Below are 22,807 nucleotides of genomic sequence, written 5' to 3'. Positions count from 1 at the left end.
CAAAATTGAATTTTGACTTCTGACTCTTGAATTTTTTTATTAAACTAAATAACTTGTATTAGGTACAAGCGCAAAGAAGGCATACTCGTACCAAGCAGTCCAGATGAAACTGCGAATCCATCGCTGACGCTTGTCGGGACTCAATTTATATTCAAACGCCCCACGAGATACATCAATGGAAGATAGATGAGAGTTGCAACCGCAGCCATGCTGATAAGTAAAACCGTATTTAGAAGCAACACTTTGCACCTTCATTTGAATAGCAAACACCTTACCTGCATGGAGTATGGCATCCCAAGCACGTTTATGCTCAATATCGCGTGGATCGAATCGCAAAGCACGTTCTTCAAAAACACAATCGCGGTAAATTGGGGCTAAATGCACGTGATAAAAGCTAGCAGGTAGTTCATAACCAAATTCATTGAACAAATCTATGCCAATGCGAACCACTTTTACTTCATCAGCGTCATCGATTCCTTTAGACTCCAAATCGCGAAGAATCTCTGCAAAGTTCGGATAGCTGTGTTCGAGAAAGTCTTGCCCAAAAAACTCTAAGGTTTCCCATGCTAGTTGTGCAAATAACTGAGAAAATGACGGTATTAGGTGAGCTAGTTGGGGGCGATCGCTAAATAAGTCAACATCACCACGTTCTAATTTATACAAAAATAATTGCGCCATTTCAACATAGCTTTGGGGTTGGGAAAGTCCGACACTCGTGGTTCCTCTAGCAATGTCTTGCCATATAGAAGGTAGTTGAGAAATATGAACCGCGTTTTCTCCAGCAATGACTGCAACAGCAGGACATTCGAGAAGTTGCATCGACAATCTCCTTTAAGACTTTAATGTGTAATTTACCTTAAACAATCGCTAAATCTATATTCTGAACACAATAAAAAATGTTTGACAGACTGTCTTTTGACAACGGTATCTACGATGGGCTATACCTACGCAATTTTATTTATAATTTTTGGGGTATTGGGCATTAGTTATTTTAGGATAATTCATAATTCAATTACCCACTCAAAGCACTCTCTTCACCCACCTGCTATTTTTTTATATATTTTTTCACCCTTGATTAACTCTTCGTAGTACTGTTCATAAGAGGTAAACCTGATAGATTCTTGTCTTCCTAAACCCAAGATACCAAAGGTGCAAAGGCTATTATAAAACAGTTCGTGTACCCGTTTTTGAAGTACCTGATTAAAATATATGAGGACATTACGACAAAAAATCACATTAAACTCATTAAAAGAACTATCAGTGGCTAAATTATGCTGGGCAAAAACAACATTTTCTCTTAAGGACGACCGAAAAATAGCATTGTCATAAGCTGCTGTATAATATTCGGAGAAAGACTTTTTGCCACCTGCTTTTAAATAAAGATGGGTATATTCTTGCATCATTTTCAGCGAGAAAATCCCACTTTTGGCATTTTGTAATACCTTCTCATTCGTATCAGTTGCATATATGCGGCAACGATGATAAAGTCCTTCTTCTTGCAGTAAAATTGCCATTGAGTAGACTTCTTCACCAGTTGAGCATCCAGCGTGCCAGATGCGAATAAACGGATAGGTTTGTAAGAAGGGAATAACCTGATTTCTGAAAGTATTATAAAAGCTGGGATCGCGAAACATTGATGTTACATTCACCGTCAGAGCAAGCAAAAATCGTTCTAAATAGGGACGATTGTGGAGTAACCGCTCTTGCAATGCAGAAACATTGGCTAATCCTTCTAATTGCATGAAGCCCTGAATACGGCGCTTAAGTGAGGAAAGAGCATAATTGCGAAAGTCATAACCGTAATACTGATAAACACCTTCCAAGAGCAGGTGTATTTCTATGTCCTCCAATATCGGTTTTGGCAGAGGCATAATATTCATCATTCATAGGTTTCAGTTTAACCAAGTGGCTCTTACTACTAAAACAGCGATCGCAATTATTGAAATTCCGGCTAGCCATTTAACCTGAGAGCGCAGATTTTTAATCTCTTGGCTCAAATTTTCTGTCTCTGGTATGGAATATGGTTCCAGTTTTACAACTTCAATAGCTACTTGTTCGGGTGTCTTTTGAGGTTTTTCAAAAGACACTTGTGTATGTAGCCAATTAGTAATCAGTTGGGGACAGTTCTTTTTAAACCAATATAAAGCTAAGATTTTAAAACCTGGTTTGGACATTCGGGCAATTAATTTCATCACCCTATTTAAGGGTTTCAAACGAAGCTTTTGATTAATCAGATTGACTGAACCAACATCATAAAGACAATCCAGAATAAGTTTTACAGTGGCTTCTTCACTGTTAATTAAGTTTTGCAGTAAAAGCAGAACATCATGCATACGCTCTGCTTCCATATACTTTTCTGCCAAGTTTTCTGGAGGACTTACAGAAGGATTTAGAGTTGGATTTAGGGTGTTTTTTCTTACTATTGTCATATTATTAACGTAGCAGTCAGAATAATATCAGTACACCTATCTACCGAGAGAAAGATTTTTTATCTAGAGAGAGAATCTAAAAGCCAAAATTTATTCGTGAGATATATCACTATATCGTGTCTGTAAAAAAGCTATTTATGTAGTTTTTGTAAACTTTTTATCTACTTCTGGGAAAATGAAATTTTTATTTAGATGCTAACACCTCAATTTGCAAAATTACCCGTTCTAATTCTTCAATAATTACAGGACTTTCAGTCTTTTTAAAAGCATCTACAAGCGCCCGATAATACCAAAGAGTACCTTCTTTACGCCCCTGAAAACGTTCCCAAAGTGATTCGCCCAAAATGCGATAATCTTTGAGAATAGACTGGGCATTGTAAAGTTTATCAGCTAATGACACAAGCAGAACTGATGGGGAAGCTGTAGGAATATGAGCAATATATGCCTCCTTGCGCTGTCGCCAAGGGGGTTTTGGAGTTGTATCAGCGTCAGTACAACCATCTACAATTGCCGTTACATTGTCACCAAAGCGACGGCGAATTTCTTCTCGTGTTGTAGCACCACCTTGATCTTCGATCGCATCGTGTAACAGAGCTGCGATCGCTTCATCTTCATTTGCCCCATATTCTAAAGCAATACTGGCGACACCTAATAAATGGGCAATATAAGGGACACCCGAACCTTTACGAACTTGGTTAGCGTGTAATTGGGTGGCGTAGGTAAGGGCTGCGGTAAAACGTTCTGAGAGCATTGTATAGAAAGAGTTAAGAGAACTCAACCTAAATACTGGATTTGTGTCAATTTTATAACAAATCGCTCCAAGTGCAGAGGTAAAAAAGGATGAAAGAGGTATATAAGTAAAATTTAAGTTTGAAATTAGATAGACAATATTTAAATATATATTCCATCGTCAGATAGATAAAACTCTGCTGTTAGTTTATTAAATTAACTCAAGGATGTGCTTAAAACTAGGAGTTAATTTAATAATGTCAGACAATCCTGGATTAGGAGAGCAAGCGCTCAATAAAGCAGCAGAAATAGGATTATCTAGTCAATTAGATGAAGTAGAAAATTTAGATGTAGACATCACGACAGACCCGCTGAAAATAGTTCAGGGAGAGGTGGATGAAGTCACAATTGAAGGTGAAGGTTTAGTTATGCAAAAAGACCTCCGCATGGAGGAATTTGAAATGCAAATGACTAATATAGCCATTAATCCTCTAAGTGTGGCTTTTGGCAAAATTGAACTCACTAAACCGACTGAAGCTCATACACGAGTTGTGTTAACTGAACCTGATATCAATCGTGCTTTCAACTCTGAATATGTGCGTTCACAACTGCAAAGTCAAAAAATACATATTAATGGACAACTGAAGACTATTGAACCTCAAGAAGTAGATTTTCGATTACCCGGTGATGGGAAAGTAGCACTAAATGCCAGCATAAAATTAGTAGAAACTGGTGAAAATAAACAAGTTGCTTTCTCCGCAATTCCTAAAATTAGTAGCAATGGAAAAAGTGTGACTTTGGAAAATATTGAGTATGGCGAAAGTAAGGAAATCTCGCCAGATTTGACAAAAGCTTTGGTAAATCAAACTAGCGAAATTCTGAATTTAAGTAACTTTGATTTAGAAGGTATGAGTCTGCAAGTCAACCAACTAAAAGTAGAAGTAGGCAAACTAATCCTAGAAGCTGAAGCTTATGTGGAAAAAATTCCTTCAGCTTAAAAATGTAACGTTGATAAATTCAGGATATTAATAATGGAAACTACAGAAACAACGCAAGTAGGCTCAACACCTTTCCCAAATATTCCACCAGTTATTGAAAGTAACGACAGTGAATATCGTGATACTGGTGTACCGAGTACAGTTGCGATCGCCGGACATCCCCTACACCCGTTAAGTGTGATCTTTCCTATAGCCTTTTTAGCCGCAGCCTTGGGAAGTGACATTGGTTATTGGTTAACTAGTGATTTCTTTTGGGCTAGGGCTTCACTATGGTTAATCGGGCTTGGATTAGCTGGAGGTCTCCTTGCATCTGCGATCGGTCTAAGCGACTTTGTGAAAATTGAACGAGTCCGCAAGCGCACTGCCGGTTGGACGCATTTGATACTTAACGTTTCTATATTAGTTTTATCACTCGTTAACTTTCTCTTACGCTTGGGCGACGCTGAGTCCCGAATAGTACCTTGGGGACTGTTAATTTCGCTCGTTGTTGGTACACTAACCAGTGCTTCTGGTTGGTTCGGTGCTGAACTTTCCTATCGCCACAAAATCGGTGTAGTAGGTGGAGGTAGCAAAAGATATCCTTAAAGGAAAAGGAGAAAGAAGATAGGAAAAACGCAGCACTTAACAAGATAGTTGGTCGGAGATACAAACTCAGCGACAGATTATTATTTACAGCTGATGCTAAGAATATTTAGCAGTTATCGTTTGTATTTGATACAGTTTTGATATATCTTGTGGGATGGAGATAAGTCCAATATAAAATTTTTCTAAATCAAAAATATGAAGGATATTTCCTTGACCCAGTAAGGCTTTTGAACCCATCTCACAAGAAAAAATCTAGCTTATTTAATTAATAACTGTATACTTTATTTATGTGGTGAAAAAAGTTACATCCTGTTAAATACTAACTATTTATATACACAAACTTATAAAAATTACAATTATACCAAAGGGCGAAATTGCAATATTGAATTTCATACTAAATTAAGTTTAAAAAAGTTCGTAAGCGGTAAATTTCCGACTTTAAAGTGTTTTAATAAAGTTATTACCGAAAGTTTAGAGAAGCAAAAACATGAAAGGTTTCAGGAAGTTATCTTCAATAGCAGTATTGCTATTTGCCTTTGTGTGTCCGTTCTCATTAGCTGAAGCGAAAGATATTTCTCTAAGTAATGCTTTGAGTGAACAGAGCGTTACACCAGATGCTAACTTGGTTGGAAATAAAACTGGAGAGCTTTTGATTGCTCAACGGCGGTCAAGACGATATCAGAGAATCCGACGATATCAGCGAATCCGACGACGGCAGCCCTACGGACGATACCAGATAATCCGACGACGGCAGCCTTACGGACGATATCAGCGAATCCGACGACGGCAGGACTTCAGACAACGCCAGATTATCGAACGACGGCAGCCCTACGGACGATACCAGATAATCCGACGACGCTATTAGAGATATGAGTAAAAATGACGTAGGCATAATACCCCTCTTATAACAGAGACGCTACGCCTAGCTTGCTTCCACGAAGTGGTATGGAAGCCTTCGGCTGCATGAATTTTGCCTACTAAGGATTTTGGATAAGGCACATAACTAGTTTCTAGAGATGTCTATTAAGGACTGGTGATACAAATAATATCGTGTCCGGTTAAAGACTTATCATTAAGACCGCAGAGAGGCAAAGGTGCAGAGGGGCAGAGGGGACGGGTTTTTGGTCTTTCTAGATAGATTCGGGAATTAGGAATTATAACTAATTAACCGGACATGATATAAGCCAATTGTTAATAGAAATCTGGTGAAAAAGAATGTAAAGACGCGGCACTGCTACATCTTTACAAAGGTTTGGATAACACATATTTAATTTCACCAGATGTCTCTCTAATGGTTAGTGGTTGTTCTATTAATCACTAACCATTAACTATAGTGGCTCACAGTCTGGGATTAATCACTGGTATCACCTTGAAATTAGCGATTTTCCAAGGTTGTATCATCAAGATTTGTTGCTGAGATGAAAATTCAGTAATGGCGGAACGTTCTAATAAATCTACTGAATTTCCAAGATTTAACCCTAAATCACTTTGTAAAGATAATTCGGCTGTTTCTCCGTGAGATTCATAACATCGTAGAATTAACTGCTGTGGATCGTCTTCAGATAGTTTCAAGGCCATCAAGATTAAATTTTCAGCTGATAAATCTAGGAAACTCACTCCTTCAATAGTGCTGTTAGCGGTAGCTGAGGGTTGAGCCAGTGGCCAATTCAATATCACTTGCAACGGTATATTTAATTCATAGCCACGCCGTACTGTATGAGCTGATTCCCAACTATCAGCATGAGGATACAAAGTATATTTAAACTCGTGAAAACCTCGGTCAGCCTCTGAGTCTGGCCAATTAGAACTGCGTAGCAGTGTTAGGCGGAGTTGATTTGGTTTGCTGTCATAACCGTATTTACAATCATTGAGCAAACTGACACCATAACGATTTGGGATTGCGGTATTTGTCTGTGTGTCCTCTGCTGTTAAATCAGCCCAACGCAAAGCAGGAACTTCCCATTTTGCTTGTTCTGCGGGGGTTTGTGGTTTAGTTGGGCGGCGAATCGCGCCACAGGGAATTTCATAAGTAGCAAAGTCGGCTTCAATATTTAGAGGAAAAGCAGTTTTCACTAATACATGATTTTCTTGCCAATTGACAGTTGTAGCGATGTTCAGCAGAGGTGAACCAGCTTGCAAAATATAGTCTTGGCAAAATTCCGATTCACCCAACTGACGCATCACGCGTACACGACTTTGCACTGGGCCTTGTTCTAACCACTGAATAGATTGAAGATTTGTTGAGGGTAAGGGATGTTGAGCATAATTGGGGTCTATATTCCAAGCATCCCAATATTGACCACTGTCTTTAAAAGCTTGCAGTTGATTCCCCGCCCCACTCAAAACTTCTCGCTGATAAGTTTTGTCAAAAACACTTGATAAATCTCCGGTGTCAGGATCTATAACAACTCGTAAGTATTCATTTTCTAAAATCCAGTCTGGGAGGAGTAGGGGAGATGAGGGAGAGACATGATTAATCTCGTCTGTACTGGGGAGTGAAGGGGAAAGCCAAAATATGCGGTAGCCTACGGGTGGAATTTCGGTAGCGAGAAATAGTAGGGTTGATGGTTCAGATAATTGACAGACAAGCTGCTTGCCAGAAGCATCGTAAATCTGCCATTCTTGGGTAGTTGTTGGTGGTGTGGGTAAGGCTACAGAGATTACCTCAGAACGTTGCCAATTGAGAGAATTGAAAACAAAAATAGGCAGACTATCGGGTTTTGGTGGTTCTGATAGGGTAATGTGAGATGCGATCGCTAAAAGTGATTCCCGTAATATTTTCGTTCCCACTTGTTCCACTTGTTGCCATTGGGGCAAGGCATCTGTGTAAACTTGGGTAATTGAAGAACCAGGTAAAATATCGTGAAACTGTTGAAATAACACTGATTTCCAAGCTGCTTCAATTTCTGCTTTAGGATATGTCACACCACAGCTTACAGTTGCCAAGGTAGCAAATAGTTCAGCTTGATATAATAAATTTTCACAACGACGATTCCAGCGTTTTTGATCTCCGTGGGTAGTATAGCAACCGCGATGGAATTCTAAGTATAGTTCGTCATTCCAAGTAGGGAATGAGGAAGAATCATCACTATTTTCTCCTGCCGACGCTCGTGGACTCGCTAACGCTGCGCTATCCTGCCTCTTGCCTCCTGCCTCCTGCCTCTTGCCTTTTTTACTGATTTGCTGTAAATACTTTTCAGCCGTCGTAAATTCTAAGTCTGGGAAGAAAGGCGACTTTTGCCAGCGTTGGGCGGTTTCTAACATATCACGGGTAGGACCGCCACCGTGGTCGCCGACACCGGGAAGCCAGAGGGATTCTGATAAACAAGTTTGGGTTTGCCATTCAAGAGCATAAGTTGCCATTTTAACCGGGTCAATGCTTTCACCGATGAGTGCAGACATCAAACTAAAGACTTCGCACCCATCAGGCGATCGCCACCAAAAAGCCTGATAATCAAATTTAGTAGTATCATTCCACCGCAACTTCTGCGTTACAAAATACTCAATTCCAGCATTAGCAAAAAACTGCGGTAAAGTTGCACAGAAACCAAAAGAATCTGGAACCCACACCACAGTTGAAAGCTTGCCAAATTTTTCCTGGATGTAGCGTTGACCATATAGTAGCTGACGGACTATTGATTCACCAGCAATCAAATTGAGTTCTGGTTCCACCCACATTCCGCCGACAACTTCCCAACGTCCAGCAGCTACCTGTGCTTGAATCGCCCCAAACAAATCCGGGCGATGTTCTTCAATCCAAGCATAAAGTACCGGAGTCGAATGACAGAAAATTAACTCAGGAAAATCTTCTTGCAACTTCAGAACCGACTCAAAAGTATTTTGCGCCGCATTCCAAGTTTCACTCACAGGCCATAACCATGCTAAATCTAAGTGAGCATGACCCAATAAAAAAATTTTAGATTTTATATCCGTAGCTTTCAAAAAGGGAGTTAAGATATCGGATTGAATTAAATTTTGGCGTAGAGATAAAAACGACTGTACTAACTCTCCCTTCTCTTCCTCCATGTTCTCTGCGCCTCTGTGGTTCGTAACTTCCCCCACCATCGCCGCCAAAACATCCAACTTCTGTGGCGCAAATTTTTCCAAATAAAGTTGCACTACAGCTAACTCATCAGCTACAAAACCCGGATCGGGATTATTATCAACATAAGACTCATAAACTAGGAGCGATCGCACTAAAGCACCATCACAATGTCCCGGACTCACTAACCGCAAAGCTACAATGAATTCTTCCCCTGGCGTTACGCCTTGACTAATAAGTACTCTCGGTGAACAATCAAATAAATCACCCTCCAGCACTAACTCGCCATTTACATAAATCTCAGCAGAATCCGCCCACCAAACCAGCGCCAGCCGCAAAGATAACCCAGCTAAGGGATAACCGTGTAAATCTTGGGGAACTACCAATCTTTGCGCTAGCCATAGTACTTTTTTCCCGCCCGTCCAAGCAATATGTTCTTTAGCATTCAACTGGGCAGGTTGCCAATTAGACAAATCAGCAGCTACAACATCAGTAATAACTAAATCAGATTCCTGATACAGCCACGTAGACTGAAGATTAACTTGACAAAAAGAGCGCAATTGCTCAATTGCTTGTGAGATAAATTTGGTCTGGGATTGAGAGACAGTCGGGGTCATATATTCGCTAAGATGAGGTGTTGGTCGTTTTTATTGTTTGGCGCGAGTCTCACAACTTAACAAGACTTGAACTAAAAAATTACTACTATGTCTTCTGGTTCCTCTGGTCGTTATCAAAGCAGACTATTTAACTTTGTTCACCAGCAATCTCGGCGGGTGACACAACAGTGGGAACATACCTTTCGGCATTTGCAAGTCGCCACTAAGTGGGGTGTCGAGGTACTACTTTACCCCGTGTATCTACTGTTTCAGTCATCTGAATCATTTGGGAAAACGCTACATACTAAAGAACCACAAACTAGATTAAAGTTACAACCAAATGATACCGATTTCCAGCCTGAAACTCTACCCAATGCTGATAGTCCTATTCAAAATGTACTAGAGGCAGTCAATTACCTGTCATTAGATGAACCCGCCTCCACTCCTAAGAAAGCATCTGAACATTTCAATCCCTTGGCTTTATTGGGAGTTTTTCGGCTAAAGTTCGTTGAAAATAACTCTAATCTTACTCAATCTTCAAATGTTACAGCTAATCAAGCTGTCAGTCTCAACCCTTCACAATTAGAAAATGCCCTTCAACAGCATCTTCCTATAGTGCGAGGAATTGCCACAAATTTGATGAATCGAAATTTAGTACTTGTTACTGCTAATAATGAAATTTTAGATATTTTAACACCGGAACAACAGGCAAAATTAGAAGACCGAATTATTAACGAAGTTGCTAATTACTGGCAATCTTATCTACGAGATGCTGCACAAAGGCGCTTGATTGTAGCTCAAAAAGAAACGCAGCTATTACCACAAATTGACCGATTATTAGCAAAACTCACTGACGTAAATCCAGCTGAAATTCCAGTTTTAGCGGAGGATACACCCAAAGATTTACTCAATACAGATAGATTATTAGCATTTCTAGATATAGCCATTGCTAAGTTGGAATCGAATGCTTTAGTCCCAGTGCAAGAACGTAGCCAGAAAATTGTCCAAGTTGCTCAAACTCAGTTAAACATATTTCTTTATGGCAAAGAGCAATTAGCTGCCAAAGGAGAAATTGCCCCTAACGCTGATGGTTTAGAAACTCATTCACAGAATTTTCAGGCTTTGATTGAAGCGGCGCTTAATTACTTTTTTGGTGTTGGTAATAGAAAAACACTTGAGACAACAACCAGCAATGAGAAATTGCCAAGTAAACTATTTCCATCACGTTTGAGAAAAGCCTTGTCCAAAAGCCCTCTGATAGAGAACCAAGATTTAACAGACGATCCTTGGCTAACGTGGAATGATTTATTTGGTGACACCAAAACTATTGCTGACAAGCCAGTTACACTTTCTGGGGAGAAAAATCCTGCTTTAGCCCCAATATCTATAGGGCATTTTCCACAAAATAATTTGAGTGTAAAACAACCTAAAATTGGATCTGGCTTGATAAAAAGGAAACAACCAAGTAGTAATCTTGTCTCAAATCAAAAAACATCTGGAAAAGTCGCCTCTGTAAAACAAACTCAAACCCGCATTTCCCAAACTAAAAGCGAGAGTCATAAAGGGGAAATTTTACAACAGCAATTTCACCAAAGCAGTCATGTTGAGGCACAGCCAGACTGGATAGAAACCACAGCAACTTCAACTGGCTATGAAAAGCACCCTTTAGAGCAACTTTTGGAATGGCTTGATTATATTATGGTCTGGCTAGAAGAAAGATTTGTAAGGCTTTTTCAGTCGTTGCGGCAGCTATGGCGAGGGAAATAATACTAATTCGTTATTCGTAATTAAGACTTGTCAGATTACATCTGAGTTTCTAGGTTTACATCTATAGCCTAATTTTGGAGAATTTGTATAAACTGGCAGATATTTTTTAAAAACCTATTATAATAGTAGGAATTTTTAAATTTAAGGATAATCAAGATTATCTATAAATGTTATTGGTGGTTGTCTAAGTGAAAATTATTGTTTACTGTAAATACTTCAATTTCAAAAATCCATTAGATAAACCGAAAATTGAGACGTTTGTAGTAATTGTATCTCAAATACCGAAAATAGGTGAAACAATTGTAGTCGAAAGAATTTCACCCCAAAAGCAGTTTGTAATTATCTTTGAATATATTGTGACAGCAGTGCAATTTAATGCTTCTAGAGAATCGGCTGATACCGCAGATGCTCAAGTAAGCGCATTTTTGAACCACTGTTGGGAGGGAACATCAAATTTCAAAGTTACAAACTTTTTAGAACAATAATTTATCACCACAAGATATGATTGAGTCAATAATGTAACAGCTTTAATCCTGTTGGTTCTTGATAATCAGTATCGCATTTTGCAACTTTTCCAAAGCTATGTTTACTTTGTGGAATTTTGGTCTAGTTGTTTGGGAAACCCGTACTTTGAAAAAAGAATAGATGTTGACTTTTTAGTAGCTTGTTGCGAGAATACGTAAAAAATTAACCAGATGATTGACCATAGCGATCGCCTAGCGTCTCGTAAAGAAGACAGATTCCAAGGTGTTGGAGGACTTGAACTGTATTATCAAAGCTGGCATCCAGAGAGTATCCGGGCAATATTAGCCATTGTGCATGGACTTGGAGGGCACAGCGATCGCTACAGTAATATAATTGAGCATTTGATACCCAAGCAATACGCTGTCTTTGCCTTAGACTTGCGTGGTCATGGACGCTCACCAGGTCAGCAAGGCTATATCAACGCTTGGAGTGAGTTTTGTGAAGACCTGGGAGCTTTTTTACAGCTAATTCAGACTCAGAATCCTGGATGCCCAATTTTTCTTTTGGGTCATAGTTTAGGAGGAGTAATTGTCTTAGATTACATTCTGCGCTATCCCCAACAAGCATCATTATTGCAGGGTGCGATCGCTCTTGCGCCAAGCTTGGGGGAAGTAGGAGTTTCATCTATTCGGGTACTTTTAGGAAAAATGCTCTCACGGGTGTGGCCGCGTTTCACCCTGAATACAGGTATTGACATCAGCGCGGCTTCACGAGATCCGCAGGTTTTAGCCGCGATCGCTCAGGATACAATGCGACATACGCTTGCTACTGCCCGTCTGGCTACAGAATTCTTTGCAACAGTTGATTGGATTAATGCTCACGCAGGTGATTGGCAATTACCATTGTTGATTCTCCACGGCGGTGCAGACCGAGTAGCTTTGCCGGGAGGAAGCGACATCTTTTACCAACGGGTAAACTGCAAAGATAAGCTGAGAATCGAGTATCCGGGAGCCTATCACGAAATTCAGAGTGATATAAATTACCGCGAGGTGATGGCTGATTTAGAAGATTGGTTGGAGCGACACCTACCATCTGAGGTGGTACAGTTAGGACAGGAAAACACTGAGTTAGAGTTTCCTAGTTTTTAGTATTCTGACTACAACCTTCTTTCTATCAACCGTCGAGTTAAATCTTCGATTACATCTATACTCAGTTGATATCCATTAAAAATCGTAAACAAAGGGCTAACAGCTTGATTAACGTACTGTGCTAATGCAGAGCGAGGAGTTTCAAGCAGTACATTAACGAACGCCAAAACTTCATCTTGATATGCTGAACCTTGGAAATAATTAGAACGCTCTTGATTTGCCCAAGAACTAAGTCTACGTCCGCGCAAGCCAGTCCATTTAAATGCAAAAGCTAATTGCGTTTTTTCTGGCTCGCAACCCATTGCCTTTGCAAACTCAATACCAACTGCTATAGCTTCAGCCGTTCTAATTACAGGTAGACCAAAATCAAGAACTGTCATGGGTGGGGGTGCGTAATTCTTGACTGACATATCATCTTGTAATGCTCGCCTCAGATAGAATTTACCCTTAGGATCGAACCGCATGAAGTCAATGTCCCTGCCCAAACCTGAACTCAGACTAACAATAAGCGCTTCCCAAGCTCCGTTATAAACATAAGGTTGGTGTTGGTCAACAAAACCTCGACTATCTACCCCACACAGGCCAACCAGTATATTTAGGATTGTTGAAAGCCAAAAGATTAAGAAATTGCGTATTTGCAGAGTGTTGAGGCACTTCTCCAATAATTATTAATGCTACCTGCGAAGTACCATGCTCCGGTAAAGTAATATTACGTTCTTTAACTACAGTGTTAAATCTTTCTTCACTTTGTTGAAGATAATGTCGCAGTCTATCTTCAATTGATTCCTCTGGTTGTATTCCTTGTGTAATTGTAGAAGCCAATTCACGGAGCAGAGAAGGGGTAAGACCACCAAGATGGCGTCGTAAAAAACGACCAATATCTGCTTCACGATTATCGAAGCATAAATTCATGATGCGTTCCCAGTCATTATAGCGAGGTTCTGAACTGCTAAAAGTATTATTTGTATTCAGACTTCGCACATAAACACTATGAGCTTTAATTAAATCCTTACCTTGTTCATCCTTTAAGCCAGCCTTTGCTGCTACAGGTGTTATAAATCCAGAAGGAATTTCTAATGCTGGATACTCTTGACCATCTTTTTTAAGATAGTGAATTTTTACTTCAAAAGGTTGACTGCAAAATTTACTGGCAATAGACTGAATAACATCTGGATGAAAACTTTCTCTTGGATTTTGATGCGCTCCCTGAATATCAGGAGAACCATCATTGTTGAAACCAATCAAAAACATACCTCCATCATTATTTCTGAGGGCAATGCAAGCCTTGGCTATCTTTGCCATACCCTCTTTAGATTGAGGATCAATCCATCTTTTAATCTCTACAGATAAACTTTCAGATGGATTCAAAACTAAATTATTAAAGTAATCTTGATTATAGATACTTCCCATTTTTAGCTTTAATTTATTATCAAGCAAGGTACATTAGCACTAGAGTAACGCACCTTTATCTGTTTAAGTATTTTTGTACTATAAAATTTATTACGAAAGTGCGATCTACAAAACGCAGTAGGATGTTAATGTCTATGAGGTATACCACTGCTAAGGATGATCCTCATAAATACTTTCACGAGTCACAGCATAATCTGACAGCACTGCTAAATTTGACCCAACACATAGCGCAAATTCGTCAGCTAACATTATCTATAACGACTTCAAACTCCTGATTGTTCAGTTGATCCTGTGTCTGAAGTTTTGCCATCAACTGAGCGCATTTTCCTTCTTGGCTTTTGCACTGTTGATCTTGAAAGATGAGCTGTTGAAGATATTCACTGGCTGAACTATAACCGCTTTTAGCTACTTGTTCTTCGACAAAGACTTTCATCGACTCAGGTAAGGAAATCTGAATGTTAGTCATACCTTGAGATATCTGGTGGGCGATTTTATCTACTACGTTAGCACTGCGATCGCATCCATTTCTATCAAACAGGCGATCGCATATTAAAATTTAGAGTCAGTTATTTACATTATCTGAAAAATACGTTGCTGAGGATTGAGAGTTTTTTGTAGCTAAGATAGGTTTTCCCTTTACTCCTCCACGACTGAGAGTACAAATCTTATAAAAGTTTTCACACTCAAAGATTGCTAGAACTAGCTCTTTCCCAGTTTGGTAAGAGGATGGCAAAGGTTTACCTACCTCGCATTCCATATCAATTTCGTTATCACGCCACTGTAACTTCCAAATACGCTTTTCGGTTATTGGTGCTTTAAGAGACTGAGCAAGAGCACTATACACCTGCTCTGCTTTGATATCATCCTTGGCTGCTGGCACAAAAAACTTCATAAGCTGAGGTTACAAATAACGTAGGTTTCATTAGCACCAGCGTAACGCAGTTACCAAGGCAATCTGCTCCCATCCCACGAGAAAAAGTGTCCACTATCGCCTTCTTGAAGCTGTTCGATGACAGCCAATAATTGGGTAACAGTACGTTCCACTGAAAATAATTTTTCCGCAGGTACATTTCCCTGGAAAGGACGAGAAAGGCGAGTATCAGTTGTACCAGGATGTAATGTTACTATTAATGCTTTCGGACAACTTCTTTTATACTCAATTGCCGCAGTTCGCATCAACATATTGAGTGCTGATTTAGAAGCCCGATAGCCGTACCAGCCACCAAGTTGGTTATCGCCAATACTGCCCAATTTAGCAGAAATAGTCGCGAACACGCTGCGTTCTCCATGCCGCAATAGAGGCAATAAATGTTTAGCCAGTAAGACAGCACCAATACTATTTATCTGAAAGTAGCGCAGCAAATTTTCTGAATTGATCTGTCTTAAGCTTTTTTCAGGTTGCAAAGTATCTTCATGTAACAGTCCTACACAGTTGACTATCAAATGTAGTTTCTCAACTTGAGTATGTATTTTTTGAACAGCTTCAATAATCTGTAACTCGTCAGTAATATCCATCTCCAAACAAACTAATCGCTTAGGATATTCGTCTGCAACAGCTATTAACTCTGAAGCCGATTCCGGTTGACGAGAAGTTGCATAAATTTTAGCTATTCTGTGATCTTGTAGCAATTTTTTTATAAAACCCAAACCAATACCTTGGCTGGCTCCCACAATCAAAGCATTGACAGGATTAATTTCATCGATAAAAGACATATCAATTTAGATAACTGGTGGAGGTATTTGATATTCATAGCCAAAGACGAAATAAGCATCAACTTGTCTCTGGCTGCGATCGCAAAAACCAAAGCCTTGATATACTGCTTTCAGGCGCGGATGCGAATCATCACATAGACGTAAATAAAGTTTACTAAGTTTTTGTATGTGTTCAACAGCCCAGAGTAAAATTTTTGTTTGAGTTTGCATTAGTTACTACTCTAAACAATTCCACAACAGTATTCATTTTCCTTAACCTTCCAATAATCTGTAGGTGATTGCACTAATAATTACAGCAGTTGGTAAAGTTAAAATCCACGATAGAAGAATCTGATAAAAAACACGAGTATTAGATTTAGATTTTTTGCTAATTAATCCTACACCAAAAATAGAACCAACTGAAACATAAGTGGTAGAAACTGGAAGCCCAAACTGAGTAGCTGCAATGACCAGAACCGCAGTTACTATATTTGCTGATAAGCCTTGATTATAATTCATTGAGGTAATCTTTTCACTCATGGTTATTGCAACTTTTTGAGAGTTGAGTAAACCGCCAAGTGCTGTTGCGATCGCTATCGTGATCATTCCTCCCTGAATCGAAAAATATTCAATAATTAGGATGAGTGAAACAATTTTAGGAGTATCATTTAATCCTCTAGTAAAACTGACAATTGCAGCACTGAAAAAATGGCACCCATCAATCATTTTTTGGTTTACTGGTAGATGCCATTTTGAATTAATATAGCCAGATAAGCTGTAAACTCCTGCTCCTAAGGGAATAGCAATGATTGGACTGAGTAATAAAGGTAAAATAAAGGAATTTCCCAAGGCGGCAAAATTAACTTGTAGTCCGATCGCCACTAATCCAGCGCCAATCAGCGCACCTGTTAAACTGTGAGTTGTGGAAATGGGAAACCCCATGAGAGTCGCAATGAGTACAGTTAATCCAGTAGCGAGCACTACTGCCAGATGAAACTCTGGAGCATTAGCGATCGCATCAGGTAATAGTCCTTTTCCAGAGAAGTTTTTAATTAATCCTCCTGCCAAAAAAGTTGCGGTTATTGCACCAGCGAAAGTTGTGAAAGTTGCCCACAAAATTGCTGTTTGATAGCTGCTAGTTCGGCTACCAAACAGCGTTGCTACACCTTTAAAATTATCATTTGCTCCATTTGAATATGCTAAAAAAAGCGTAGCTAAAAACAGACTAATTGACAACATTTTGGAATTTATAAAGAAGAAGTAAAAAATTAGAATTCAAAATGTAATTATTGAAAGATTCAAATTGTGTATTCATTACCCAGTCGCACAGAACCATTCTAAATTCTGGCTCCTAATACCTGAATTCTTTCTTAAATAAATTAACAGCAACTACCACCGCTATAATGCCAGGAATTAGTAACAATTATTTCTGCTGGGTTACTAGCAGTAAGTTTAGCAGCAGTTTTATCACACACCGCAGCCGGAATACTTAGCTAAAGTACTACTTCCCGCATAGCCCCAACCGATTCAACGGCAATTACAGCACTTGCATAACAGGAAAAATAAGCGAATTGCAACGCTTCTAAGCCGCCACCAACGCCGACATACAGCACAGTAGGTTGGTTTCCTAGTTCGGTGGGGTGAACGGTAGTGCCACAACCATAATTCATTTCCTGCATTAGCAAAGGAATTTTCAATCCTGGTAGTTGCAGGGGCGTACTTTGTACACAACAAAGTCCAACTTGCGGGGTTTGGGCAACTTCACGATAGAATTGCGCTGCTGTTTCTAGATAGGTCATGCCATTTTGGGTTTTTAACTTTGGATTTTAGACGATCAAAGCTTTGTGCATCCTAATATAAATAACTCAGAGTTGGATGAGTTTTTGCTGAGATTGCCAAAAACCCCAAATCCTTCTATAGTAGAAAGCTTGAGATTTTACCGTTATTTGACACTGGAAGACGAACAAGAAGTTAAGAAAAGATGAGGGAGCAGGGAAGGAAAGACAAGGGGGACAAGTCTCTCTCCGAAGTTCTGATGCCTACGGCGGGCTACGCCAACGCCGGAAGCCGGCGCTCAGACTTCTCTCCTTATCTCCCCCTTCTTCCTTGTCTACCTTGTCTCTTCTCAATACCCAATACCCAATGCCCAATTCAATCATGCAATGTGTAGCCAACACCGATGACAGTTTGAATGAGACATTTTTCGTTATTGGCTTCAAGTTTTAGGCGCAGGTAGTTAATGTAAGGTTCAATGATGTTAGCATCGCCCATGAAGTCATAACCCCAGACTTGCTCTAAAATGCGATCGCAGCTAATTACCTGTCGCGGATGAGCCAGTAAATATTCTAGTAAATCAAATTCCTTAGCAGTTAACTCAATTAACCGCCGAGCTCGATACACTTCCCGTGTGCGACGATTTAAACTTAGATCTTCAAATTCTAAAACATCCGCGCTCTCTGGTTGCTTGCTTCTTCGCAAGTGAGCGCCGACTCTGGATAATAATTCATCAATGCTGAAGGGTTTAACAAGGTAATCATCAGCACCAGCGTCTAAACCTGCAATGCGATCACTTATTTCATCTTTAACGGTTAATAAGATTATCGGCACTTTCTCAGCTATACTTCGCAGGCGGCGGCAAATTTCCAACCCCGATAAACCTGGCAACATCCAGTCTAAAATTACTAAATCCAGATGCAACTCACGCGCTGCGGTGAGTGCAGTTAATCCATCGTAGGCAATACTGACTTGATAGCCTTCATAATTCAATTCCAATTCGACAAATCGTGCCAGTTTGACCTCATCTTCAATCAGTAAGATGTGCGTCATGATGATGTTAATGATTTCAGCAGGATACGGTAAGCAATAATACGGTCTAGAAACACTTTATTAAGGTGTCAACTACTTACATAGCCAAACATCTAATTAGGTGTACGTTAGCTTAGTATAAACCTTAGTAAGTAACAACCGTAAGTCTGCAATTACCGATCGCGCCTCGATCAAAGAACAATCCAACTGACTATTAGCAATAAGCTGTGATATCTTCACCGCAGTCATCGGCAAGATAACAGAGCGCTCTAAAACGCAAACCAACCACTTCTTCGTATAGTGGATTTAATTTACACATCGGTGGAAGATGAAATAGCTTTTGACCAAACAGCGCGATATCTTGCTCAAAGGGACACTGAGCAGGAATAGCTTTGCATAGGAAATGAGCTAATTTGGAGTTATGAATTTCTATCGTTTCCAACCACTCGCGGACTGGGTGCAGTAGATCGTTGTGTAAGTGAGCTTTAATAAAGCTTGTCATAATTTTTCACCTTGATAATTTCAAACTAAATTGAGTTTTTTGGATTTGAACCTTTATAAATAAATACAGTTAGGTTTTGTAGTTTTATGCACTTATTACTTTTTCTTTTGTTCTCTACAGAGGTAGATGGAGTACTATTAACTACACATTCAAGTATTACAGTTCCTGATAATTTGTCCTGACTTTTCACTTCAGATTGAAAAACCCATCCAAAACTTAACTCCCTAACCTTTCCCTCATAGGGAAGCTCGATTTTCAGGGCAAAATGTAGATAGGACAGCGTTTTTCAGCAAATTGGCACTATTTGACAAATATTTCGGCTCAATCTCTTAATGATGCAGAATTTTTCAGGTCACTGACAGTAATTTATGTTTCTATCTAGTCTGCGTATTTATTAATCAATTTAATATCAAGCTAATATAAATAAAGGTTTTTAAGTGTAATTACTGTTTTTTTTAGCACATTAGTGTAATTTATGCAAGCGAAAATCTCGTGAAAATGGCTACGAACATATACTGAATAATTTAACAAAATTTATTATTTGCCTTCTTATGTCTCAGAAAATATACGCTCACAATCATTAACCAATATAGATATGCTTATGAGAGCTAATTCGCTCTCATAAGAAACTTGGTATCAGTTACTAAAACTATGACGAGTAGTTGGGCTACTAGTCATCCTTCTCACTCTTCTCTTTCAAAGACAAGAACGCGTGACGATCCAAGCGGCGCTAACGCAGCGATCGCAAAGCGTCTCATTGGCGCAACCTCTGGTAGAGAAAAGAAAATAGCCACTAGAGAGCGACTGTTACCGTTCTACAGCGCTGGCTCACCGTTTTGACCAATTTAGCCAGCAGCTACTTTTTCAACTAGGAAGGTAAAAAATGGAATGGGCTATTTACAAAAAGAATACAGGCAGTTTTGTAATAGCAGTCGCAATTATGACTGGTGTTGGCATAATCTCATATCTTAGTTTGCTTCAGTATAGAGAAAACGCTCAATGGGTAACACATACACGCGAGGTGCTTGAAAAGACAAAAGAAGTAATGTCAGAGGTCAAAGATGCAGAGACTGGACAACGGGGCTATCTTCTCACGGGCAAAGAACGGTATCTGGAACCGTATCGCACTGCAACTGGCGAGATTGCTGAGAAACTTCAGGCTCTACGCCAATTGACTGCGGATAACCCCAATCAACAGCAGCGGCTTGATCGCCTTGAACCCCTAATTGCTAAAAAACTGGTTTTGATTGAACAGACGATTAACGCTAGGAGCAAAAATTTAGAATCCGCACTGCAAATAGTTCAGACAGATCGGGGTCAGCAGATTATGGAAGACATCCGAATCCTAACTACAGCTATGGAGAATGAAGAGAATAAGTTGTTGAAACAGCGATCAATGAAGGCGAACGCCAGCGCTCATCAAACAACTTTGCTGACTATTTTTGGCAGCATTATCGCTTCTATTATCGTCGGTTTCGCAGCCATGATCAGCAATCAGGAACTCGTCAAACGCAAGCGGATGGAAAATTCTTTGCAAAAGGCTCGTGATGAATTAGAAATAGAGGTTAGCAAACGGACTGCTGAACTAAGAAGCACTAACAAAGAATTGGAAACTGAAATTAATGAGCGCAAGAAGGCGGAGTCAGAAATTCTGCGTCTGAACGTCCAGCTTGAGCAGCGAGTTGCAGAACGCACAGCACAACTCGAAGCTACTAACAAAGAGATGGAAGCATTTAGTTATTCTGTGTCTCACGACCTGCGGGCCCCCTTGCGGAGCATCGACGGCTTTAGCCAAGCACTCCTAGAAGATTATGCTGACAAGTTGGACGCACTAGGTCAAAACTACCTCCAACGAGTGCGTGCAGCCACCCAGCGGATGGCACAACTAATCGACGATTTACTAAATCTGTCACGATTGACGCGTAGTGAGATGCGTTATGAAAAGGTCGATCTGAGCGCCTTGGTGGAGGCGATCGCTACAGAGTTGCACAAAACCCAATCAGAACGCCAAGTAGAGTTTATCATTACGCCGGGATTGGTTGCTAATGGTGATGCTCATCTGTTACGGATCGTGCTAGAAAACCTGCTGGGTAATGCCTGGAAGTTTACAGGAAAGCATCAAAAAGCCCGAATAGAATTTGGGCTTTTGCAGCAAGATGACACTTATATGTATTTTGTCCGTGATGATGGCACAGGCTTCGACATGGCCTATATTGACAAACTCTTCGGTGCTTTTCAGCGCCTGCACGCCATGACTGAGTTTGAAGGTACTGGTATCGGACTAGCTACTGTGCAAAGGATTGTTCACCGTCATGGTGGCCGTGTCTGGGCCGAGAGCGTAGTGGAGCAAGGCGCAACATTTTACTTCACCCTTTAACTTGAGGAATACAACATGATTTTACTTGTAGAAGACAATCCTGACGATGAAGCGCTAACCCTACGCGCACTCAAGAAAAACAATATTATGAACGAGGTAGTAGTAGCACGGGATGGAGTGGAAGCTCTAGATTATCTTTTTGGTAAAGGTGTGTACGCTGATCGCGACATGAATGTTATGCCCCATATCATCCTCTTGGATTTGAAACTACCTAAAATGGATGGTCTGGAAGTTTTACGACACCTGCGGGCCGACGACAGGACAAAAATCCTTCCTGTTATTATTCTCACCTCTTCTAAGGAGGAGCAAGACTTAATCAATGGTTACAGCTTGGGTGCTAATAGCTATGTTCGGAAACCAGTAGATTTTTCCCAATTCAGTGAAGCGGTGCGACAACTAGGATTGTACTGGTTTGTCTTAAACGAATCACCACCGAGGATATAACTTATACCAATCCTCCAAAATCAGGTTATAGACGCAAGGCTAACTTTCTTAACTACGAATTACGAATTACATGGGTATACCACTGCGCGTATTACTTGTTGAGGATTCAGAAGACGACGCTTTGTTGCTGCTGCGTGAACTACAACGTAGTGACTATGAAGTAACCTTTGAACGGATTGATACACCCACAGCCATGAAAGCTGCGATCGCAGAGCAAACATGGGATATCGTTATTTGTGATTATTCTATGCCCACTTTTAGCGCCCCTGCTGCATTGAAGCAGGTTAAGGAAAGTGGACTTGACCTGCCATTTATTATCGTCTCAGGAACTATTGGTGAAGATACCGCAGTCACCGCCATGAAAGCTGGTGCCCATGACTACATTATTAAAGGCAATTTAGTGCGACTAACCCCTGCTGTTGCCCGCGAATTGCGTGAGGCACTAGTGAGGCGGGAGCGTAAACAAGCAGAGGAGCAGATTAAAGTATCGCTTCAAGAAAAAGAGGTGCTATTGAAAGAAATTCATCACCGCGTAAAAAATAACTTGCAGATTATTTCTAGTCTGCTCAACCTACAAGCAGAGTATCTCAAGGACAATCAAGCCCTTGAGGTATTCAAAGATAGCCAGAACCGGATTGAATCAATGGCTCTGATCCACGAGAAACTATATCAGTCTCAAGACTTGGCAAGAATTAATTTTGCCGACTATATTCAAGATTTAGTAACTAATACCAATTCTCTAAAAGCTGGCTACAGATAGTGCCTCTAAAATATATTGCCTTCGGGCAATAGATGCAATAATTGGTTTGGTTAATTTG

24 protein-coding genes and 1 pseudogene are annotated in these 22,807 nt (G+C 40.1%); 10 read left to right on the top strand and 15 right to left on the bottom strand.

Annotated elements, in window-relative coordinates; genetic code table 11:
- Positions 1 to 39: 39 nt before the first annotated feature.
- From V7K89_RS33810 to V7K89_RS33795, 4 genes are all read right to left on the bottom strand, one after another.
- A complete protein-coding gene (locus V7K89_RS33810; RefSeq protein ID WP_335195213.1) occupies positions 40 to 819 on the bottom strand; it encodes a hypothetical protein in 780 nt (259 codons plus the stop codon).
- A 215-nt stretch (positions 820 to 1,034) separates the two neighbouring features.
- A complete protein-coding gene (locus V7K89_RS33805; RefSeq protein ID WP_335195243.1) occupies positions 1,035 to 1,871 on the bottom strand; it encodes a CheR family methyltransferase in 837 nt (278 codons plus the stop codon).
- Positions 1,872 to 1,892: 21 nt separating this feature from the next.
- Positions 1,893 to 2,429 carry a hypothetical protein gene (locus V7K89_RS33800; protein ID WP_335195211.1) on the bottom strand — a complete coding sequence of 179 codons (537 nt, stop codon included), beginning with the start codon at positions 2,427 to 2,429 and terminating at the stop codon, positions 1,893 to 1,895.
- A 184-nt stretch (positions 2,430 to 2,613) separates the two neighbouring features.
- On the bottom strand, positions 2,614 to 3,180 hold the full coding sequence (locus tag V7K89_RS33795; protein ID WP_335195209.1) for an HD domain-containing protein: 567 nt from the start codon (positions 3,178 to 3,180) through the stop codon (positions 2,614 to 2,616).
- 235 nt (positions 3,181 to 3,415) lie between these two features.
- On the opposite strand from V7K89_RS33795, the gene V7K89_RS33790 reads away from it, so the two are divergent.
- The 3 genes from V7K89_RS33790 to V7K89_RS33780 all read left to right on the top strand — a co-directional run bounded on the left by V7K89_RS33790 (position 3,416) and on the right by V7K89_RS33780 (position 5,606).
- Positions 3,416 to 4,156, top strand: a complete 741-nt coding sequence (locus V7K89_RS33790; RefSeq protein ID WP_335195207.1) for an LmeA family phospholipid-binding protein — start codon at positions 3,416 to 3,418, stop codon at positions 4,154 to 4,156.
- 33 nt (positions 4,157 to 4,189) lie between these two features.
- Positions 4,190 to 4,741, top strand: coding sequence for a DUF2231 domain-containing protein (locus tag V7K89_RS33785; RefSeq protein WP_335195205.1), 552 nt, complete (start codon positions 4,190 to 4,192; stop codon positions 4,739 to 4,741).
- A 487-nt stretch (positions 4,742 to 5,228) separates the two neighbouring features.
- Complete coding sequence (locus tag V7K89_RS33780; protein WP_335195203.1) at positions 5,229 to 5,606, top strand: hypothetical protein; 378 nt, start codon at positions 5,229 to 5,231, stop codon at positions 5,604 to 5,606.
- 473 nt (positions 5,607 to 6,079) lie between these two features.
- On the opposite strand, the gene V7K89_RS33775 is transcribed toward V7K89_RS33780, so the two are convergent.
- Positions 6,080 to 9,400 carry an alpha-mannosidase gene (locus V7K89_RS33775; protein ID WP_335195201.1) on the bottom strand — a complete coding sequence of 1,107 codons (3,321 nt, stop codon included), beginning with the start codon at positions 9,398 to 9,400 and terminating at the stop codon, positions 6,080 to 6,082.
- 87 nt (positions 9,401 to 9,487) lie between these two features.
- Between V7K89_RS33775 and V7K89_RS33770 the strand changes: the two genes are divergently transcribed.
- From V7K89_RS33770 to V7K89_RS33760, 3 genes are all read left to right on the top strand, one after another.
- A complete protein-coding gene (locus V7K89_RS33770; RefSeq protein ID WP_335195199.1) occupies positions 9,488 to 11,146 on the top strand; it encodes a hypothetical protein in 1,659 nt (552 codons plus the stop codon).
- A 188-nt stretch (positions 11,147 to 11,334) separates the two neighbouring features.
- Positions 11,335 to 11,631: a hypothetical protein gene (locus V7K89_RS33765; protein ID WP_335195197.1), complete on the top strand. Its 297-nt coding sequence runs from the start codon at positions 11,335 to 11,337 to the stop codon at positions 11,629 to 11,631.
- A 210-nt stretch (positions 11,632 to 11,841) separates the two neighbouring features.
- Positions 11,842 to 12,759 (top strand): alpha/beta hydrolase, encoded by a 918-nt coding sequence (locus V7K89_RS33760; protein WP_335195195.1) that lies wholly within the window; start codon positions 11,842 to 11,844, stop codon positions 12,757 to 12,759.
- A gap of 8 nt (positions 12,760 to 12,767) precedes the next feature.
- Here the strand turns inward: V7K89_RS33760 and V7K89_RS33755 are convergent, their stop codons facing one another.
- From V7K89_RS33755 to V7K89_RS33710, 10 genes and pseudogenes are all read right to left on the bottom strand, one after another.
- Entirely contained in the window at positions 12,768 to 13,223 is a 456-nt protein-coding gene (locus V7K89_RS33755; RefSeq protein WP_335195193.1) for a hypothetical protein, read from the bottom strand.
- A 100-nt stretch (positions 13,224 to 13,323) separates the two neighbouring features.
- Positions 13,324 to 14,196: an AlbA family DNA-binding domain-containing protein gene (locus tag V7K89_RS33750; protein WP_335195191.1), complete on the bottom strand. Its 873-nt coding sequence runs from the start codon at positions 14,194 to 14,196 to the stop codon at positions 13,324 to 13,326.
- A gap of 211 nt (positions 14,197 to 14,407) precedes the next feature.
- Entirely contained in the window at positions 14,408 to 14,635 is a 228-nt protein-coding gene (locus V7K89_RS33745) for a ribbon-helix-helix domain-containing protein (protein ID WP_335195189.1), read from the bottom strand.
- A gap of 96 nt (positions 14,636 to 14,731) precedes the next feature.
- Complete coding sequence (locus V7K89_RS33740) at positions 14,732 to 15,061, bottom strand: hypothetical protein (protein WP_335195188.1); 330 nt, start codon at positions 15,059 to 15,061, stop codon at positions 14,732 to 14,734.
- Between the two features lie 50 nt (positions 15,062 to 15,111).
- Positions 15,112 to 15,882 (bottom strand): SDR family NAD(P)-dependent oxidoreductase, encoded by a 771-nt coding sequence (locus tag V7K89_RS33735; protein ID WP_335195186.1) that lies wholly within the window; start codon positions 15,880 to 15,882, stop codon positions 15,112 to 15,114.
- A 6-nt stretch (positions 15,883 to 15,888) separates the two neighbouring features.
- Complete coding sequence (locus tag V7K89_RS33730) at positions 15,889 to 16,092, bottom strand: hypothetical protein (RefSeq protein WP_335195184.1); 204 nt, start codon at positions 16,090 to 16,092, stop codon at positions 15,889 to 15,891.
- A gap of 42 nt (positions 16,093 to 16,134) precedes the next feature.
- A complete protein-coding gene (locus V7K89_RS33725; RefSeq protein ID WP_335195182.1) occupies positions 16,135 to 17,100 on the bottom strand; it encodes an inorganic phosphate transporter in 966 nt (321 codons plus the stop codon).
- Between the two features lie 266 nt (positions 17,101 to 17,366).
- Positions 17,367 to 17,660: pseudogene (locus V7K89_RS33720) on the bottom strand (arsenosugar biosynthesis arsenite methyltransferase ArsM); the annotation flags it as partial.
- A 352-nt stretch (positions 17,661 to 18,012) separates the two neighbouring features.
- Positions 18,013 to 18,687 carry a response regulator transcription factor gene (locus tag V7K89_RS33715; RefSeq protein WP_335195180.1) on the bottom strand — a complete coding sequence of 225 codons (675 nt, stop codon included), beginning with the start codon at positions 18,685 to 18,687 and terminating at the stop codon, positions 18,013 to 18,015.
- A 193-nt stretch (positions 18,688 to 18,880) separates the two neighbouring features.
- Positions 18,881 to 19,168, bottom strand: a complete 288-nt coding sequence (locus V7K89_RS33710) for a Mo-dependent nitrogenase C-terminal domain-containing protein (RefSeq protein ID WP_335195178.1) — start codon at positions 19,166 to 19,168, stop codon at positions 18,881 to 18,883.
- Between the two features lie 651 nt (positions 19,169 to 19,819).
- On the opposite strand from V7K89_RS33710, the gene V7K89_RS33705 reads away from it, so the two are divergent.
- From V7K89_RS33705 to V7K89_RS33690, 4 genes are all read left to right on the top strand, one after another.
- On the top strand, positions 19,820 to 20,008 hold the full coding sequence (locus V7K89_RS33705) for a hypothetical protein (protein ID WP_335195176.1): 189 nt from the start codon (positions 19,820 to 19,822) through the stop codon (positions 20,006 to 20,008).
- 43 nt (positions 20,009 to 20,051) lie between these two features.
- Positions 20,052 to 21,545 (top strand): sensor histidine kinase, encoded by a 1,494-nt coding sequence (locus V7K89_RS33700; RefSeq protein ID WP_335195175.1) that lies wholly within the window; start codon positions 20,052 to 20,054, stop codon positions 21,543 to 21,545.
- A 15-nt stretch (positions 21,546 to 21,560) separates the two neighbouring features.
- The gene (locus V7K89_RS33695; protein ID WP_335195174.1) at positions 21,561 to 21,989 is read left to right on the top strand and encodes a response regulator; all 429 of its coding nucleotides are present in this window, start codon (positions 21,561 to 21,563) and stop codon (positions 21,987 to 21,989) included.
- Positions 21,990 to 22,059: 70 nt separating this feature from the next.
- The gene (locus V7K89_RS33690; RefSeq protein ID WP_335195172.1) at positions 22,060 to 22,749 is read left to right on the top strand and encodes a sensor histidine kinase; all 690 of its coding nucleotides are present in this window, start codon (positions 22,060 to 22,062) and stop codon (positions 22,747 to 22,749) included.
- The last annotated feature ends 58 nt before the right edge of the window (positions 22,750 to 22,807 follow it).

The organism is Nostoc sp. (genome assembly GCF_036917515.1).
Classification (GTDB): Bacteria; Cyanobacteriota; Cyanobacteriia; order Cyanobacteriales; family Nostocaceae; genus Nostoc.
Note: the sequence above shows the minus strand (reverse complement) of the source record. Positions and strands in the feature narration are given on the sequence as shown.

Bases quoted from the DNA above. Each gene is read 5' to 3' on its own strand.
- V7K89_RS33785 (WP_335195205.1), top strand. From the start codon at position 4,190: ATGGAAACTACAGAAACAACGCAAGTAGGCTCAACACCTTTCCCAAAT.
- V7K89_RS33700 (WP_335195175.1), top strand. From the start codon at position 20,052: ATGGAATGGGCTATTTACAAAAAGAATACAGGCAGTTTTGTAATAGCA.
- V7K89_RS33690 (WP_335195172.1), top strand. From the start codon at position 22,060: ATGGGTATACCACTGCGCGTATTACTTGTTGAGGATTCAGAAGACGAC.
- V7K89_RS33800 (WP_335195211.1), bottom strand. From the start codon at position 2,429: ATGACAATAGTAAGAAAAAACACCCTAAATCCAACTCTAAATCCTTCT.
- V7K89_RS33780 (WP_335195203.1), top strand. From the start codon at position 5,229: ATGAAAGGTTTCAGGAAGTTATCTTCAATAGCAGTATTGCTATTTGCC.
- V7K89_RS33770 (WP_335195199.1), top strand. From the start codon at position 9,488: ATGTCTTCTGGTTCCTCTGGTCGTTATCAAAGCAGACTATTTAACTTT.
- V7K89_RS33740 (WP_335195188.1), bottom strand. From the start codon at position 15,061: ATGAAGTTTTTTGTGCCAGCAGCCAAGGATGATATCAAAGCAGAGCAG.
- V7K89_RS33695 (WP_335195174.1), top strand. From the start codon at position 21,561: ATGATTTTACTTGTAGAAGACAATCCTGACGATGAAGCGCTAACCCTA.
- V7K89_RS33755 (WP_335195193.1), bottom strand. From the start codon at position 13,223: ATGCGGTTCGATCCTAAGGGTAAATTCTATCTGAGGCGAGCATTACAA.
- V7K89_RS33710 (WP_335195178.1), bottom strand. From the start codon at position 19,168: ATGACAAGCTTTATTAAAGCTCACTTACACAACGATCTACTGCACCCA.
- V7K89_RS33705 (WP_335195176.1), top strand. From the start codon at position 19,820: ATGACGAGTAGTTGGGCTACTAGTCATCCTTCTCACTCTTCTCTTTCA.
- V7K89_RS33805 (WP_335195243.1), bottom strand. From the start codon at position 1,871: ATGCCTCTGCCAAAACCGATATTGGAGGACATAGAAATACACCTGCTC.
- V7K89_RS33745 (WP_335195189.1), bottom strand. From the start codon at position 14,635: ATGACTAACATTCAGATTTCCTTACCTGAGTCGATGAAAGTCTTTGTC.
- V7K89_RS33790 (WP_335195207.1), top strand. From the start codon at position 3,416: ATGTCAGACAATCCTGGATTAGGAGAGCAAGCGCTCAATAAAGCAGCA.
- V7K89_RS33810 (WP_335195213.1), bottom strand. From the start codon at position 819: ATGCAACTTCTCGAATGTCCTGCTGTTGCAGTCATTGCTGGAGAAAAC.
- V7K89_RS33730 (WP_335195184.1), bottom strand. From the start codon at position 16,092: ATGCAAACTCAAACAAAAATTTTACTCTGGGCTGTTGAACACATACAA.
- V7K89_RS33715 (WP_335195180.1), bottom strand. From the start codon at position 18,687: ATGACGCACATCTTACTGATTGAAGATGAGGTCAAACTGGCACGATTT.
- V7K89_RS33760 (WP_335195195.1), top strand. From the start codon at position 11,842: ATGATTGACCATAGCGATCGCCTAGCGTCTCGTAAAGAAGACAGATTC.
- V7K89_RS33725 (WP_335195182.1), bottom strand. From the start codon at position 17,100: ATGTTGTCAATTAGTCTGTTTTTAGCTACGCTTTTTTTAGCATATTCA.
- V7K89_RS33735 (WP_335195186.1), bottom strand. From the start codon at position 15,882: ATGTCTTTTATCGATGAAATTAATCCTGTCAATGCTTTGATTGTGGGA.
- V7K89_RS33795 (WP_335195209.1), bottom strand. From the start codon at position 3,180: ATGCTCTCAGAACGTTTTACCGCAGCCCTTACCTACGCCACCCAATTA.
- V7K89_RS33775 (WP_335195201.1), bottom strand. From the start codon at position 9,400: ATGACCCCGACTGTCTCTCAATCCCAGACCAAATTTATCTCACAAGCA.